The sequence below is a fragment of the Pallidibacillus thermolactis genome (genome assembly GCF_025660415.1).
GTDB classification, from domain to species: domain Bacteria; phylum Bacillota; class Bacilli; order Bacillales; family Caldibacillaceae; genus Pallidibacillus; species Pallidibacillus thermolactis.
On the sequence record NZ_JAOUSE010000002.1, the window covers coordinates 52,167 to 67,790 of the forward strand.

The 15,624-nt window shown below is 35.2% G+C and carries 13 protein-coding genes; all 13 read right to left on the reverse strand.

The genetic code is table 11. The features are described from left to right. Positions 1-19: 19 nt before the first annotated feature. The 13 genes from OEV82_RS01115 to tsf all read right to left on the reverse strand — a co-directional run bounded on the left by OEV82_RS01115 (position 20) and on the right by tsf (position 15,514). Positions 20-322 (reverse strand): YlxQ family RNA-binding protein, encoded by a 303-nt coding sequence (locus OEV82_RS01115; RefSeq protein WP_173658224.1) that lies wholly within the window; start codon positions 320-322, stop codon positions 20-22. Further along, positions 322-603 carry an RNase P modulator RnpM gene (gene rnpM / locus OEV82_RS01120; protein ID WP_173658223.1) on the reverse strand — a complete coding sequence of 94 codons (282 nt, stop codon included), beginning with the start codon at positions 601-603 and terminating at the stop codon, positions 322-324. Before rnpM ends, OEV82_RS01115 begins: the two co-directional genes overlap by 1 nt. 13 nt (positions 604-616) lie before the next feature. Further along, positions 617-1,783, reverse strand: a complete 1,167-nt coding sequence (gene nusA, locus OEV82_RS01125) for a transcription termination factor NusA (RefSeq protein WP_263060734.1) — start codon at positions 1,781-1,783, stop codon at positions 617-619. 52 nt (positions 1,784-1,835) lie between these two features. After that, positions 1,836-2,306, reverse strand: coding sequence for a ribosome maturation factor RimP (rimP, locus tag OEV82_RS01130; RefSeq protein ID WP_263060736.1), 471 nt, complete (start codon positions 2,304-2,306; stop codon positions 1,836-1,838). Between the two features lie 290 nt (positions 2,307-2,596). Continuing rightward, positions 2,597-6,919: a PolC-type DNA polymerase III gene (locus OEV82_RS01135; RefSeq protein ID WP_263060737.1), complete on the reverse strand. Its 4,323-nt coding sequence runs from the start codon at positions 6,917-6,919 to the stop codon at positions 2,597-2,599. A gap of 172 nt (positions 6,920-7,091) precedes the next feature. After that, positions 7,092-8,783 carry a proline--tRNA ligase gene (locus tag OEV82_RS01140; protein WP_173658219.1) on the reverse strand — a complete coding sequence of 564 codons (1,692 nt, stop codon included), beginning with the start codon at positions 8,781-8,783 and terminating at the stop codon, positions 7,092-7,094. 29 nt (positions 8,784-8,812) lie between these two features. Then, positions 8,813-10,063, reverse strand: a complete 1,251-nt coding sequence (gene rseP, locus OEV82_RS01145) for an RIP metalloprotease RseP (protein WP_173658233.1) — start codon at positions 10,061-10,063, stop codon at positions 8,813-8,815. Between the two features lie 110 nt (positions 10,064-10,173). Beyond that, entirely contained in the window at positions 10,174-11,313 is a 1,140-nt protein-coding gene (gene dxr / locus OEV82_RS01150; RefSeq protein WP_173658218.1) for a 1-deoxy-D-xylulose-5-phosphate reductoisomerase, read from the reverse strand. 51 nt (positions 11,314-11,364) lie between these two features. After that, on the reverse strand, positions 11,365-12,162 hold the full coding sequence (locus OEV82_RS01155; protein ID WP_173658217.1) for a phosphatidate cytidylyltransferase: 798 nt from the start codon (positions 12,160-12,162) through the stop codon (positions 11,365-11,367). Positions 12,163-12,174: 12 nt separating this feature from the next. Further along, positions 12,175-12,948 carry an isoprenyl transferase gene (locus tag OEV82_RS01160; protein WP_173658216.1) on the reverse strand — a complete coding sequence of 258 codons (774 nt, stop codon included), beginning with the start codon at positions 12,946-12,948 and terminating at the stop codon, positions 12,175-12,177. Between the two features lie 268 nt (positions 12,949-13,216). Then, positions 13,217-13,774 carry a ribosome recycling factor gene (gene frr / locus OEV82_RS01165; RefSeq protein WP_173658215.1) on the reverse strand — a complete coding sequence of 186 codons (558 nt, stop codon included), beginning with the start codon at positions 13,772-13,774 and terminating at the stop codon, positions 13,217-13,219. Between the two features lie 4 nt (positions 13,775-13,778). Then, positions 13,779-14,501, reverse strand: coding sequence for a UMP kinase (gene pyrH / locus OEV82_RS01170; protein ID WP_173658214.1), 723 nt, complete (start codon positions 14,499-14,501; stop codon positions 13,779-13,781). Between the two features lie 128 nt (positions 14,502-14,629). After that, a complete protein-coding gene (tsf, locus tag OEV82_RS01175; protein WP_173658213.1) occupies positions 14,630-15,514 on the reverse strand; it encodes a translation elongation factor Ts in 885 nt (294 codons plus the stop codon). Positions 15,515-15,624: the final 110 nt, after the last annotated feature.

Genomic DNA, 15,624 nt, shown 5'->3' on the forward strand with positions numbered 1-15,624 from the left:
TGTTTCACCCCCATTGAATTTAATCGAGCAATTGTTTTAACTTATCAGAGAATCCTTTATCTAAAATTCCAATTACAACTCGTGCTTCTTTACCGATCGCATTCCCTAAAGTATATCTGTCTGATACTTGTTTAACGGGAATATTATAATAGTTACATTTATTTAAAATTGTTTTCATCGTGTTTTTGGAAGCATCATTTGCAAGTAGGACGAAATGAACACGTTGTTTTTGAATTTCTTTTGTTACTAGTTCTTCTCCGGTTACTAGTTTTCTAGCTCGATTTGCAAGTCCTAGTAAGGACAACCATTTTTCTTGTTTCATTATTTTGAAATGTTCTCCTTTTCAATGAAAGCTACAATTTCATCATAAAAACTTTCATCGATATCAGCTTGTAAATGCTGCTTTAATAGATTTTTTTGTTTTGCTTTTAATACTGCCTCTTTATCTTTTAACAAGTATGCGCCTCTTCCATTTTTCTTACCCGTTGGGTCAATGGATACTTCTCCTTCTTTTGATCTTACGATTCTTAAAAGTTCTTTTTTAGGATACATCTCACCTGTTGCAATACATTTACGCATCGGAATTTTTCTTTTTTTGTTCATGCCATATCACCTCTTATTTATCTTCATCGGTAATCGATTCATGAACAGAATCCGAATCTTTCTCCCACTCTTCAGCATCAACAGTAATATCATCAAGTGTTATTTCTGGAGAAAATAACGGTTCTTCAACAGGATAGATCCCTGCTTCCCTTGCATCAGATTCACTCTTTATATCGATTTTCCAACCTGTTAGTTTTGCAGCAAGGCGCGCGTTTTGACCACGTTTACCAATTGCTAAAGAAAGTTGATAGTCTGGGACAATTACTACTGTTGATTTTTCTTCTTCATTGACAATAACTTCTAACACTTTCGAAGGACTTAAAGCATTGGCGACAAATTCAACAGGATCCTTTGAATATTTAACAATATCAATTTTTTCTCCGTTTAATTCATCTACGACAGCTTGAACTCGAGACCCCTTTGGTCCTACACAAGCACCGACTGGATCTACTTCGGGATTATCAGAATGAACAGATATTTTAGAACGGTCTCCTGCTTCTCTTGCAACCGACATAATTTCTACGGTTCCATCAAAAATTTCAGGAACTTCTAATTCAAATAACCGCTTCAATAAGTTCGGATGGGTTCTTGAAATATAGATTTGAGGCCCTTTTGTCGTTTTTTCAACTTTTGTAATATAAACTTTAATTCGATCGTTATGACTATATTGTTCATTTGGCATTTGTTCACTTGTTGGAAGTAGTGCTTCAGCTCTCCCTAATGTCACATAGGCAAATCGATTATCTTTACGTTGGACAATGCCTGTCATAATGTCATCTTCACGATCGATAAATTCTTCATAAATGATGCCACGTTCAGCTTCTCTAACACGTTGAGTAACTACTTGTTTTGCCGTTTGTGCGGCTATTCTTCCAAAATCTTTTGGTGTAACTTCAATTTCAACAATATCCCCAATATCATAATTCGGATTTATTTTCCTAGCTTCATCAAGGGAAATTTCTAAACGAGAATCAAAGACTTCATCAACAACTTCTTTTCTTGCATATACATGCATAGAGCCTGTTGTTAAATTAAAATTCGTACGTACATTTTGTGCTTGATTAAAATTTCGCTTATAAGCTGATACAAGTGCAGCTTCAATAGCTTCAATAATAATATCTCTAGAAATTCCTTTTTCTTTTTCGAGCATATCTAAAGCATCTAACAATTCACTACTCATCAGTGGCATCCCCCTTTAATTTCCTCATACTATTAAGTGCCATTTTTATGAACTATGAAAATGAAATAGCTAACCGGGCAAGTGCTATTTTATCATAAGGTATTGAAACAATTTTTTTCCTTGTTTTTATTTTAATTTCAACTACGACTGTATCTCCATCAAACTCTTTTAAAATGCCTTCGAATATCTTTTCACCATCAATTGGCTCATATGTTTTCACATGTACATTTTTTCCTATCGCTTTTGTAAAATCAGAAGTTTTTTTTAAAGGACGTTCAGCCCCTGGGGATGATACTTCTAAATAATAATTGTGTGGAATCGGGTCGATTTCATCAAGTTTTTCACTTAAACGCTCACTTACGATACCACATTCTTCAATATCAACACCATCATCTTTGTCAATATAAAGACGTAAAAACCAGTTTTGACCTTCTTTTACATATTCGATATCCACAATTTCTAAACCTAGTTCATTAACAATCGGCGTTGCCAATTGCTTAACAATTTCTGTTACTTTACTCATAAAGACCCTCCTTTCTGATTCTATTCGCATTAGAAAATACCATTTGCCCATTTTCCTTATAACGATATTATGTGTAGATTTTTAAGAATTACATCTTTACGTAATGGCAACTATGTACGTACGTTTTCCTGATTAAAAAATTTAGACAAAACTTAAAGAGTGAGGAATCCCCCACTCTTTTTTTAGTGACTATAAATTAGAATTACCAATAAAACTATACCATATCTGTTAATTTAATGCAATATCACAAGCATCCATGGGCTGTGAGTTCAAACTGACTTTAATAAATTTTAGAATAGAGATAACTGATTTTGATCTGGTAAACCTTCCAGCGCCCCGTGATTTTCTAAAAACTCCATAATGGTTTTAGATACTTTCCCTCTTTGTTGTAAGTCTTCTTTTGATAAAAATTCTCCTTCTTCACGGGCTCTTACGATATTATATGCAGCATTCGTACCTAATCCTGGAATCGCATCAAATGGTAAGATTAAAGCATCACCATCAATTTTAAACTCATGGGCATCTGATTTATAAAGATCAATCTTTTTAAAAGAATATCCACGTTCACACATTTCAAGCGCAAGTTCTAATACAGTTAATAAACTTTTTTCTTTCGGAGATGCATCTAAACCTTTTTCATAAATTTCGTTAAGCCGTTTACGTATTGCATTAGCACCACTTGTCATTACATCAATATCAAAGTCCTCTGCACGAACGGTAAAATATGTTGCGTAATATAACAGTGGGTGATGAACTTTAAACCATGCAATTCGTACGGCGTTTAAAATATATGCTGCAGCGTGAGCTTTAGGGAACATATATTTTATTTTTTTACATGAATCAATATACCAATCAGGAACATCGTGGGCTCGCATATCTGCTTCCATTTCTTCTGTTAAGCCACGACCTTTACGGACTGATTCCATAATTTTAAATGCTTTAGAAGGCTCTAACCCATAATACATTAACCCTACCATAATATCGTCACGACAACCAATAACATCTTTTAACGTACAAATGCCGTTTCGAATTAATTCTTGGGCATTCCCTAGCCAAACATCGGTCCCATGGGAAAGACCTGAGATTTGTAATAATTCCGAGAATGTCGAAGGATGAGTTTCCTCTAACATTTGACGGACAAACCGTGTTCCGAATTCAGGAATGCCGAGTGTACCGGTTTTACACATAATCTGTTCTTCAGTTACACCTAATGGCTCAGGACCACTAAAAATCCCCATTACTTCAGGGTCATCGGTTGGAATTGTTCTTGGATCTATGCCACTCAATTCTTGTAGCATCCGCAGAACCGTAGGATCATCGTGACCAAGAATGTCAAGTTTCAATACATTGGCATCAATGGAATGGAAATCAAAATGAGTAGTTCGCCACTCTGCACTTTGATCATCGGCTGGATATTGGATTGGTGTGAAATCATAAACATCCATATAATCTGGGATGACGATAATTCCTCCTGGGTGTTGACCCGTTGTTCTTTTAACCCCGGTCATGCCCATCGATAATCGTTCTCGTTCTGCGTTACGTAAATGAATATTATGATCTTCTTCAAAGCCTCTTACATATCCGTAAGCCGTTTTATCCGCAACAGTACCAATTGTTCCTGCTCGATACACATAATCTTCACCGAATAATACTTTCGTATAATTGTGAGCTCGTGGCTGATATTCTCCTGAGAAGTTTAAGTCGATGTCTGGTACCTTATCTCCATTAAAGCCAAGAAATGTTTCAAACGGTATATCCTGTCCATCTTTATTATAAAACGTTCCACATTTTGGACATTGTTTATCAGGTAAGTCAAAACCACTACCAATGGAACCGTCTGTGATAAATTCCGAATGTTTACAATTTGGACATACATAATGCGGTGGCATTGGATTTACTTCTGTAATTTCCATCATCGTTGCAACAAAGGATGAACCGACAGACCCCCGAGAACCAACTAAGTAACCATCACTTAATGATTTTTTTACAAGTTCATGGGAAATTAAATAAATAACCGCGAATCCATTTCCGATAATACTTTTCAATTCTTTTTCCAAGCGTTTTTCAATTATTTCAGGAAGAGGATCACCATAAATTTTTTTCGCCTTTTCATAGCTCATATTCGTTACTTTATCTTCTGCACCTTCAATTTTAGGTGTATATAGTTGGTCACGGATAACTTGAATCTCTTCAATTGAATCAGCAATTTTATTCGTATTATGAACAACAATTTCTTTCGCCTTTTCTTCGCCTAAAAATTGAAAAGCTTCCAACATTTCATCAGTTGTTCGGAAATGTACATCTGGTAACTTCCAACGATTGAGTTGGTTAGCACCACCTTGCGAATTTATTAAAATTTTACGATATATTTTATCTCTTGGATGCAAATAGTGTACGTTTCCTGTTGCTACAACTGGAATGTTTAATTTATCGCCGACTTGAATAATTTTCTTTATCGTTTCTTCCAGTTGTTCTTCACTTTGAACGGTGTCATTTTCAATTAAATGAGCATACACAGCCTTCGGATGAACTTCTAAAAAGTCATAGAATTTCGCCACTTCTTCGAGTTCCTCGACGGATTTTTGTTGTGCTGTTTCAAAAACTTCACCTTTATCACATGCAGAGCCAACTAATATCCCTTCACGATACTCCATTAGCACAGATCTTGGGATACGTGGTACACGATAAAAATAATTCACATGGGACTCCGAAACGAGTTTAAATATATTTTTAAGTCCTACTTGATTTTGAGCAAGTAATGTTGCATGATATGGTCTACTTCTTTTGTAACTTGTATCACTTTTACTGTATTCATTTAATTCATCGAGGCATGTAATCCCTTTTTCTTTAGCCTCTTTTAATAGTTTTATAAGTATAAAGCCTGTTGCTTCTGCGTCATATATTGCCCGATGATGCTGTGTCAGTTCTACATTTAGTTTTTTTGCTAACGTATTTAATCGATGATTTTTCATATCAGGAAAAATAAATCTTGCTAACTCTAACGTATCAATTGTCGGATCGGTGTATTTTCCTTTTCCTATTTTTTGATACCCAACATTTAAAAAGCCTGTATCGAAGGAAGCGTTATGAGCAACGATGATGGAATCGCGACTCCAATCATAAAAGCGTTGTAACACTTCTTCAGGATCAGGAGCATCTTTTACCATATCATCCGTAATGCCTGTTAATTCAATTGTAAAAGCAGATAAAGGATGATGTGGATTAGCAAAAGATTCGAACTTATCAATGACTTCTCCATTCTTAATTTTAACTGCAGCAAGTTCAATTATCGTATTATAAACCGCTGAAAGACCTGTCGTTTCAACATCAAATACAACATATGTGGCGTCTTCTAAATTCCAATTAGTCGGATTATAGACGATTGGAACACCGTCATCAACAAGATTTGCTTCAACACCATAAATAACTTTAATTCCTTGTTTTTTTGCTTGTTTATAAGCTTCTGGAAAGGATTGAACAACAGCGTGATCAGTTATGGCTACTGCCTTATGCCCCCATTTGGCTGCCTGTGCAATTAAGTCACTCGCCGAAACTACAGCATCCATTTGGCTCATTTGAGTATGGGCATGTAGTTCAACACGTCTTTCTCCTTCTGGCGCGAGATCTTTTCGAATGCCCTTTGGTTTTATTTCATTAATATCGTTAGCCATTAAAACTAAATCTCTAACAAACGTATCATTTTGGACATTCCCGCGTACTTTAACCCACATACCTTTTTTTATACGGTTTAGTTTTTCTTTATCTTCCTTATTGTCTTTAGAAAACATTTTTACAAGAATGGAATTGGTATAATCAGTCATTTTAAATTCTAGTAATGTTCGACCACTACGCAATTCTTTCGTTTCACATGCAAAAATATAACCTTCAACAACGATCCTGCGCTCTTCTTCTGTAATTTCATTTAAAGTACGGTACTCTTGATCTCCTTGAATTGGATAACCAATGATAAGCGGACCTTGTTCCTCATTTTCTTCTTTGTTTTCAACAACAGGTTTTTGCATGTCCAATACCGCTTGTTTGGCTCGTTCTTCATCTTCTTTTTGACGCTCAATAAGGAACTGTTGATATATTTCATCGTTTGTTTGATAGTTTTCATCAACATCGAATTGAAGCGGTGGAAAACCATATTGTTGGTATAAATTTAAAATAATAGGCGCATATTTTTTCTTTAAAGTTATACGTTCCGTATCATTTCGTGCTTGGACAATTATTTTGTTCCCTGCTATTTTCGGAACCTGATCATTCAACAAGGTTAATAGTACAGGAGACATTCCGTCCAACTGTTGAATAATATATTTCCAATATTCTTGTACAATTTGTCCATTTACTTCTTGATTAAGGGTTTTAATCATAAAAGAAATTGTAGCAATTTCTGCAAACGTTTCTTTTAATCGAGTCGTAAAGGGGAGAAAGACTTGGAAAGGAAGGACCGATTCAAGTAAAAAATGAAACTCCCATTTTCTGGCTTTCTTCTCTATTACTAACTTTTCGATTTCACCATTTTTAAAATATGGAAAATATTGATCTTCCCTTAAATTTAATTGTTGTAAAAGAATTTGAAAATGCTCTTTATGTTTATTCATTTGATTCATATAATCCCCCCGTAGGATTACAGATTTTCTTCATCCATACCTCTACTAAAAGACGCATCAAAAATGTCATGGACTATTATAACATAAACCAATATTTCTATCAGTTCGTTATTGTTGCTTACATTCAAGTAAAAAGAAAAGGAGGCTGAATGAATAGTCAGCCCCAAATATATTATGCTTTTGCTAGTTCATTTATCATTTGGTCAACAGCGATTTCTTTCACTTCACCTGTTTGACGATCTTTCATCTCAACGATTCCGTCACTAGCTTTTTTACCAATAGTAATTCTTGTTGGTATGCCAATTAGATCACTGTCAGCAAATTTTACACCGGCACGTTCATTTCGATCATCTAATAATACTTCGAAACCTGCTTTTTGTAATCGATGATAAACATCAAAGCCTAAAGACGTTTGGGTTTCGTCTTTCATATTAACAATAAGGATATGAACTTGATATGGAGAAACAACCTCTGGCCATACAAGTCCTTTATCATCTGCAAATTGTTCAGCGATGGCCATCATTAATCTTGAAATACCGATTCCATAGCAACCCATAATCATTGGTTGAGAACGACCATTTTCATCAAGAAAAGTTGCATTTAATGCATTACTATATTTTGTACCTAGTTTAAATACATGACCAACTTCAATACCTTTTGCAAATTTTACTGTGCCTTTACCATCTGGTGAAGGATCTCCTTCTTGAATAAAGCGAAGATCTGCGTATGTGTCTACTTGAAAATCACGATCAGGGTTAACATTTACATAATGCATGTGTTCTTCATTGGCACCACAAACACCGTTAACAATATACTGGACTGCAATATCTGCAATCACTTTTACATTTTGAACACCGATAGGTCCGACGTTGCCAATTTGACAACCGATGATTCGTTCAGTCTCTTCTGGTGTTGCTAGTTCAACAACTGAAGCATCTAGTAAATTTTTCACTTTCACATCATTTACTTCATGGTCACCACGAACTAGAACAAGAACAAATTCGCCGTCAACTTTAAATAATAATGATTTTATCGTATCTTCGGACTGAATTTTTAAGAAGGTTACAACATCTTCAATCGTTTTATGTTCACCAGTATTGACTTTTTGTAATTCTTTTAATGGTTCATCCTTTTTATTATAGGTTGTGACGACTTCAGCCATCTCAATATTTGCAGCATAGTCAGATTCATCAGAAAAAGCGATTGTATCTTCACCAATTTCAGATAATACCATGAATTCATGGGTACCTTTTCCACCAATTGATCCAGAATCGGCAATAACGGCTCGGAAATTCAAGCCTAATCTTGAGAATATATTCGAATATGCTTCGTACATTTTCTCATACGTTTCATCAAGACTTTCTCTCGTGGTATGGAATGAATATGCATCTTTCATTACAAATTCCCTTCCGCGAAGTAATCCCATTCTCGGGCGTTTTTCATCACGGAATTTTGTTTGGATTTGATACAAGGTTAATGGTAACCGTTTATATGATTTTATCTCATCACGAACAAGTGCAGTAATTACTTCTTCATGAGTTGGACCGAGAGCAAATGGTCGTTCATGACGATCATTTAAACGCATCAATTCAGGACCATAATCATTCCAACGCCCGGATTCTTGCCAAAGTTCTGCCGGTTGTAATGCTGGCATTAATAATTCAACACCACCGGCTTTATCCATTTCTTCACGGACAATTTTTTCAATCTTTTGTAAAACACGCCAGCCTAACGGCATATACGTATAAACACCACTAGCCACTTGACGGATGAAACCGGCGCGTAGTAATAGTTTATGACTTTTAATTTCTGCATCTGATGGAACTTCTCTTAAAGTAGGAATAAAAGTATTGCTTTGCTTCATTTTTTACACCTCAAAGTCTATTCTATTTTCTATTTTAAAAAGAATCGTTGAATATCGTTCCATGTTACTAGTATCATAAGCAACATGAGTAATGAAAAACCAATCAAATGGACAAAACCTTCTTTTTCTTTACTTACAGGTTTACCCCGTAATGCTTCAATGGCAAAAAACGTTAGTCTTCCACCATCAAGGGCTGGTATTGGAAGTAAATTCATAATCCCCAAGTTTATACTTAGCATTGCGCCCCAACGTAATAAATTAAAGAACCCTGATTCTGCAACCATTTCTGTGGAAGCGTAAATGGCAACAGGACCGCCAAAGGCATCAATCGTAAATCCCCCACTAATCAAATCTCCTAAAATGATGAAAATCGTTTTAATCCAAAACCAAGTCTCTGTAAATCCATAAGTAAAAGCACTTAATACTGATTGATCCATCGGGGCATATACACCGATTTTACCTTGTCCTTCCACTTCCTTCGGTACAACATCAATTTCGATGTTTTCGTTATCTCGTTCTATTTGGAACGTTAATGTTTCACCAGGGTTATCACGGACAATTTCAACAATTTCTGTCCAAGTTTCCACTTTTTCACCATCAATGGCTTGAACAGTATCCCCTTCTTTTAATCCAGCTTCAATGGCCGCACCATCTTCAGTAATAACCCCTAGCTTTGCTTCTTCAGAAGGTACACCTTGTAACAATCCGATAATAATGAAAACAACAATGGCTAAAAGAAAATTAAAAAGAGGACCAGCAAATATTGTTAATGTTCTTGCTAGTAGTGGTTTACTTGCAAATTGACGATCTAATGGAGCAATTTGATTTTCAACTCCATTTTCAACAATCTGGGCTTTTGGGTCAATTTTATAAATTTTACTTTGTTCATCGTCCTCTTCTTCAATACCTTGGATAAATAGATCTTTTTCAATGTCTGCCCGCTCAATTTCAATAATTCTTGCATTTGGATATTTACTCTTTTGATTAAGGATAATTTTTTGAACGGTTTCTTCATTATCCAATATTAAACCTACCCGAAGCCCAGGCTTTAATTCGATTAATTCGGGATCTTCACCGGCCATACGCACATATCCACCGAGGGGTAATAATCGAATCGTATAAACAGTTTCATTTTTTTTGAAGGCAAATAATTTGGGACCAAAACCTATGGCAAATTCACGACATAAGATCCCTGCTCTTTTGGCGAAAAGGAAATGACCTAATTCGTGAAAAAATACAAGGGCTCCAAACAATAATATAAATGCTAAGACAGTTGACAGTGTACTCACAATGATTACCCCACCTTTGTGAAAATAAGATTTACAATTAATTTTATTCTATTTTCTCATGAATAAAAAATAACTTGTCTTCATTTTTAAAAAACTACTCATTAATATCGGCTAACAACTTCTCGTGTTTCTTTATCAACTTGTAAAATAGTCTGTAAATCTGGATTGGCAATAACTTGATGGGAGGTCAATGCTTTTTCAATCCAGTCTTCAATTTGCAAAAAAGAAATTTCTCCAGCTAAAAATGCATGAACAGCAACTTCATTTGCGGCGTTTAGGACTACAGGTAAGGTACCACCAATTTTTCCTGCTTCGTAAGCAAATTGTAAACATCTGAAACGATCAAAATCCATTTTTTCAAAATGAAGTTTGCCAATTGTTGCTAAATCCAATCTTTCCGATTTCGTAGGAATTCTTTCTGGATACGTTAATGCATATTGAATGGGAATTCGCATATCTGCTGTACCAAGTTGTGCAATAATGCTGCCATCTTTGAATTCGACCATTGAATGGATCGTACTTTCTCTGTGAAGTAAACAATCGATTTTTTCATACGGTTGATTAAATAACCAATGGGCTTCAATCACTTCGAGACCTTTATTCATCATTGTAGCCGAATCAATCGTAATTTTTGCACCCATGGACCAATTTGGATGATTTAATGCATCTTCTACTGTCACATTTTCTAATTCAGCCCTTGATTTATCTCGAAAACTACCACCGGATGCGGTAATTATTAATCTCTCTATTTCCTTATCACTTTCCCCATTTAAACATTGAAATATTGCGGAATGTTCACTATCTACAGGTAGTATTGCGACATTTTTCTCTTTTGCCTTTGCCATCACAATGTGCCCTGCTGTTACTAACGTTTCTTTATTCGCGATAGCGATCGTTTTTCCTGCTTCAATCGCTTTTAGTGTCGGTAAAAGACCAACACTACCTAAAATCGCATTTACTAATACTTGTGATTCCTTATATGTGGCTACCTCGATTAATCCTTCTTCTCCATAATAAATCTTTATATGACTTGAAAACTCAGCTCTTAATTTTTCTTGATCTTCTTTACATTGAACAGATACGACTGATGGTTGAAATTCTTGAATAATCTTTCTCGTTAAATCAAGATTTCTTCCTACTGCGATTGCCTGTAATTTAAAACGATCGGGGTTGGATCGTATACAATCTAATGTTTGAGTGCCTATAGAACCTGTTGCACCTAATAAACTAATTCCTTTCATACCCTCTCACCTCAAATATATGAAAAAACAGCTGCTTCATTCGAAATTTGTCTATATGAATTGAAGAAAATGTAACAACGGCATAACAAATAGCCAGCTATCTACCCGGTCGAGTATGCCACCGTGACCTGGCAGGATATTCCCTGAATCCTTCACATCGTAAAGTCGTTTCAAAGCAGATTCCACTAAATCACCTAACTGACCAAATGCGGATAGAACAATCGTAATCAAAAATAAACGGATTAACGAATATTCTTGTCCTAAATTAGTGAAGAAGAAAAAGATCAGCATAACAATTAATGCACAAATGACGCCGCCAATCGAACCTTCCACCGTTTTGTTGGGGCTAATTGTCGGTGCCAGTTTCTTTTTACCAAATTTTCTTCCAATAAAGTAGGCCCCTGAATCCGTAGCCCAAATGAGAAATAGAGCAAAAAAGATATATAAAATCCCTTCCATTCTCGTTTCAATAATATAAAAAAAGCCAATCCCTATGTATAAAATCGTTAAAACTGAATAAGCCACATTTTCGAAAGAAAATTTGTTATGACTCATAATCGAATATGTCATTAAAATAAGGAAACCGAAAAAGATAAGTTCAATTTTTAATTCTAAATCTAGAAATGAAAATAATGGATACTGATCAATTGGAATTAAAAATACCCATAATATCAATAATGAAAATATTCCAGGAAAAGATCGTATGTCTATATTTTTCATCCTTAAAACTTCAAATAAGGCAACGGAAGCCATCGCATAAATTAAGATTAAAAACGGAATTCCTCCGATGAATGTTAATGGCAAAAAAATTAATGCTGCAATGACTCCTGTGATTATTCGCTGTATCATGAAAACCCACCTTTAAATTCCGCCAAATCGACGTGATCGTTTTTGATATTGTTCTATTGCTTTTAAAAACTCGTCTTCATCAAAATCCGGCCACAACACATCCGTAAAGCAAAATTCAGTATAGGCTAATTGCCACAGCATAAAATTACTTAATCGAATTTCTCCGCTTGTACGAATTAATAAATCTGGATCCGGTAAATGTTTTGTCATTAAATAATTAGAAAATAATTCTTCCGAAATATGTTCTTCAAGAATTTTCCCATCTTTAAGATCATGGGCAATTTCTTTCACCGCGTGTATAATTTCAGCGCGACTACCATAGTTTAAAGCAAAATTTAATATCAAGCCATTATTATTTTTCGTATCATGAATTGCTTTATCCACTGCGCGAAGTGTATGTTTAGGGATTTGCGTGCGATCTCCAATCATTTGCACTTTTACATTTTTTTCAACAAGTTCAGGTAAATAAATTTTTAAAAACTCTTCTGGAAGATTCATTAAAAAATCAACTTCACTTTTCGGTCGCTTCCAGTTTTCAGTTGAAAAAGCAAACATTGTAAGCGTTTCGATTCCGAGATCATTTGCTAAAATCGTAATGTTTCGAACTACTTTCATTCCTTCATGGTGTCCCGCTACTCTAGGTAAAGAACGTTTTTTAGCCCACCTTCCATTTCCATCCATTATGATCGCTACATGTCTTGGAATCACGGATGATTTTATTTTATCCATACGTTCAGCAACAGTTTTAGGCACTGTTTGCTTCTTGAAAAATTTATTATAAAACATAGTCCATCCTCCACTTTAACCTCAAAAAAGCATATGTATACAGGAATAAGGTGACAATTCAAATCTCGATAAGATCCGTTTAGTAGTGATGAGATGAATGTAAAGATCTATCCTTATTCCATTAGTAAATTATACCAGTTTTCCTTCCATTAAAGAATAAAAAAGTCAACGGAATACATACATTATATAGGAAAATGGATATAGAAAAAACCCCTGAATCCTATAGGGGTTTTAATCAATATTTTTTACATATGGACGTGATGGATACTTATACTTCTAAAATTTCGTCTTCTTTTTCTTTCGTCATCTGATCAATTTTTGCAATATATTCATCAGTTAATTTTTGGACATCATCCGTTAGACTTCGTAGCTCGTCTTCAGTAATATCTCCGTTCTTTTCTTGTTTTTTCAAATCATCATTTGCGTCTCTTCGTATATTGCGAATAGCTACTTTCGCATCTTCAGACTCTTTTTTCACTTGTTTTACTAATTCTTTTCTGCGTTCTTCTGTCAAAGGTGGGAAAATTAGTCGCACAACGGTACCATCACTTGTCGGGTTAATGCCTAAGTCTGATTTTTGAATTGCTTTCTCTACTTCGCTTACAATAGATTTGTCATAAGGTTGAATGACTAACATTCTTGCCTCTGGAACAGAAATCGAAGCAATTTGGTTAATTGGAGTTGGAACACCGTAATATTCTACTTGGATACGATCTAATAAGGAAGCATGTGCTCGTCCTGCACGGATGGATGATAAGTTACGAGAATAGGCTTGAACGGCTTTTGTCATTCGATCTTTTGCATTATTCATGATATCATTAGCCATAAATTTATTTCCCCCTCACTATGGTTCCGATTGTTTCACCTAGAACGGCTTTTTTAATATTTCCTTCTTCCATAATTGAGAATACGATAAGTGGAATGTCATTATCCATACATAATGTAGAAGCTGTAGAATCCATTACTTGTAAACCGTTTTTAATCACTTCTAAGTATGAAAGCTCTGTATATTTTTTAGCGTTGCGATCTTTCATCGGATCAGCGGTATACACGCCGTCAACGTTATTTTTTGCCATTAAAATAACATCTGCTTCAATTTCAGCAGCTCTCAATGCAGCAGTCGTATCCGTTGAAAAATATGGATTACCTGTACCTGCAGCAAAAATAACCACCCGGTTTTTTTCAAGGTGACGAATGGCACGACGACGAATATACGGTTCAGCCACTTGTCTCATTTCTATAGAAGTTTGCACTCTTGTTTCAATACCTAGTTGTTCAAGACTATCTTGTAGTGCCAAAGAATTCATTACCGTTGCCAACATTCCCATATAATCAGCTGTGGCTCGATCCATTCCCATCTCACTACCGACTTTTCCACGCCAGATATTTCCACCGCCAACAACAACGGCGACTTCAACACCTAATTCAGCAACTTCTTTCACTTGAGTTGCAATCGATTTTATAATCGTTGGGTTAATTCCAAATCCCTGGTCACCGGCTAAAGCCTCACCGCTCAATTTTAAAACAACACGTTTATATTTTGGTTTAGTCATAGAAAGCCCCCGCTATGTATCAAATCATTGATATTTTAAATACATCTGTTTTCTTTAAAAAGGTTGACAAGGAAGTAATAAATTAAACAAAATAATCATTACTATCCCAACGTCAACCTTTTACATTATTATTTATTTTTAACTTGGCTCATAACTTCTTCAGCAAAGTTATCTTCACGTTTTTCTAAACCTTCACCAACTTCATAACGAATGAAACCTTTTATTGTTGCATTGTGAGATTTAACGAATTTTTCAACAGTCACATCAGGGTTTTTAACGAATTCTTGGTCAACAAGCGTAATTTCTTTAAAGAATTTTTTCAAACGACCTTCTACCATTTTTTCTACAATATTTTCTGGTTTACCTTCATTTAAAGCTTGTTGTTTTAAAACTTCTTTTTCATGTGCAATGACATCTGCAGGCACTTCAGCTTCATTTAAGTATTTCGGATTTAAAGCTGCTACATGCATTGCTACATCTTTCGCAACAGACTCATCTGTCGTTCCTTCTAAAACAGTCAATACAGAAATACGACCGCCTAAGTGTTGATAAGCACCAAATGCAGCATTGTCATCTTTCGTAACTACTTCGAAACGACGAAGTGTAATTTTTTCACCGATTTTCGCAATTGCAGCATTTAAATGTTCGCTCACAGTCGTTCCATTTTCCATTTTTTGTTCAAGCGCTTCTTCAACTGTAGCTGGTTTATTTTTCAAAATATGAGTTGCTAACTCATGAACTAATGTTAAAAATTGTTCGTTTTTGGCAACAAAGTCTGTTTCCGCATTTACTTCTAAAATAACTGCATCGTTTCCTTCGGTAACAATTGATGTAATACCTTCTGCAGCAATACGGTCTGCTTTTTTCGCAGCTTTTGCAATTCCTTTTTCACGTAATAAATCGATGGCTTTATCCATGTCACCATTTGTTTCCGTTAATGCTTTTTTGCAGTCCATCATTCCTGCACCAGTTTTTTCACGTAATTCTTTGACCATTTGGGCTGTAATTGCCATATTTTTTCCTCCTTGAATAGTAAATATGTATCTTTTAGTATGTATCAAGAAAAAATATTCATTTATAAACAGACTATCTTTTAAAAAAGGTGATAAGGGATTGCCCTCTT

Bases quoted from the DNA above. Each gene is read 5' to 3' on its own strand.
- OEV82_RS01115 (WP_173658224.1), bottom strand. From the start codon at position 322: ATGAAACAAGAAAAATGGTTGTCCTTACTAGGACTTGCAAATCGAGCT.
- rnpM (WP_173658223.1), bottom strand. From the start codon at position 603: ATGAACAAAAAAAGAAAAATTCCGATGCGTAAATGTATTGCAACAGGT.
- nusA (WP_263060734.1), bottom strand. From the start codon at position 1,783: ATGAGTAGTGAATTGTTAGATGCTTTAGATATGCTCGAAAAAGAAAAA.
- rimP (WP_263060736.1), bottom strand. From the start codon at position 2,306: ATGAGTAAAGTAACAGAAATTGTTAAGCAATTGGCAACGCCGATTGTT.
- OEV82_RS01135 (WP_263060737.1), bottom strand. From the start codon at position 6,919: ATGAATCAAATGAATAAACATAAAGAGCATTTTCAAATTCTTTTACAA.
- OEV82_RS01140 (WP_173658219.1), bottom strand. From the start codon at position 8,783: ATGAAGCAAAGCAATACTTTTATTCCTACTTTAAGAGAAGTTCCATCA.
- dxr (WP_173658218.1), bottom strand. From the start codon at position 11,313: ATGAAAGGAATTAGTTTATTAGGTGCAACAGGTTCTATAGGCACTCAA.
- OEV82_RS01155 (WP_173658217.1), bottom strand. From the start codon at position 12,162: ATGATACAGCGAATAATCACAGGAGTCATTGCAGCATTAATTTTTTTG.
- OEV82_RS01160 (WP_173658216.1), bottom strand. From the start codon at position 12,948: ATGTTTTATAATAAATTTTTCAAGAAGCAAACAGTGCCTAAAACTGTT.
- frr (WP_173658215.1), bottom strand. From the start codon at position 13,774: ATGGCTAATGATATCATGAATAATGCAAAAGATCGAATGACAAAAGCC.
- pyrH (WP_173658214.1), bottom strand. From the start codon at position 14,501: ATGACTAAACCAAAATATAAACGTGTTGTTTTAAAATTGAGCGGTGAG.
- tsf (WP_173658213.1), bottom strand. From the start codon at position 15,514: ATGGCAATTACAGCCCAAATGGTCAAAGAATTACGTGAAAAAACTGGT.